The sequence below is a fragment of the Xanthomonas populi genome (assembly GCF_002940065.1).
GTDB lineage: Bacteria > Pseudomonadota > Gammaproteobacteria > Xanthomonadales > Xanthomonadaceae > Xanthomonas > Xanthomonas populi.
Genome location: NZ_MDEJ01000328.1, coordinates 1 through 529 on the forward strand (window position 1 = coordinate 1; position 529 = coordinate 529).

The 529-nt window shown below is 56.9% G+C and carries 1 pseudogene; it reads right to left on the bottom strand.

Annotation, left to right across the window (positions count from 1 at the left end):
- Window positions 1-140 (bottom strand): annotated as a pseudogene (locus XpopCFBP1817_RS21150) (IS5/IS1182 family transposase); the annotation flags it as partial.
- Window positions 141-529 lie beyond the last annotated feature (389 nt).

Genomic DNA, 529 nt, shown 5'->3' on the forward strand with positions numbered 1-529 from the left:
AGTGCCTGTTGCAACGCTACCCACGGCATCCGATGGCTCAGTTGCGCCAACGGATGGCGCAGCTCGATCTGGTTCTCCAGACGCGAACGAAACAACTTGTCGGCAGGCAGGTGCTCGGCAGCAGGACGGCGTGTGCGCATGAGTGGACATTGCCAGAAACCAGCCTTCAGCGTAGCGAACACTGGCAGTTCTGGCACGCCGGTGCAGACATCAAGGCCTTGCGGTGGTTAGGTGGCTGGGGGTTCTCAGGGACGGCCACATAGTCTTTCGTCTTACATAGGGTGAGTTGCACTGCCATGGCCGAGTAGTCCGTCGAATCAGGCGCCGCGCATCGGCGCAATGAAGGCCATGTCCTGCCAGTGTCAAAAAGTGCTTGCACTTCTGCACAGTCTCGATAAGCTACGCGCCCTCGCTAAGGACGGCGGAGCTTCTATAAGCACAGCAACAATGAAAGGATTCGAAACCCCTTAGAATCTAAGGTATTGACGAAACGGAAAAGCCGGCTATGCTTGGCGGCTAGCTACACGTA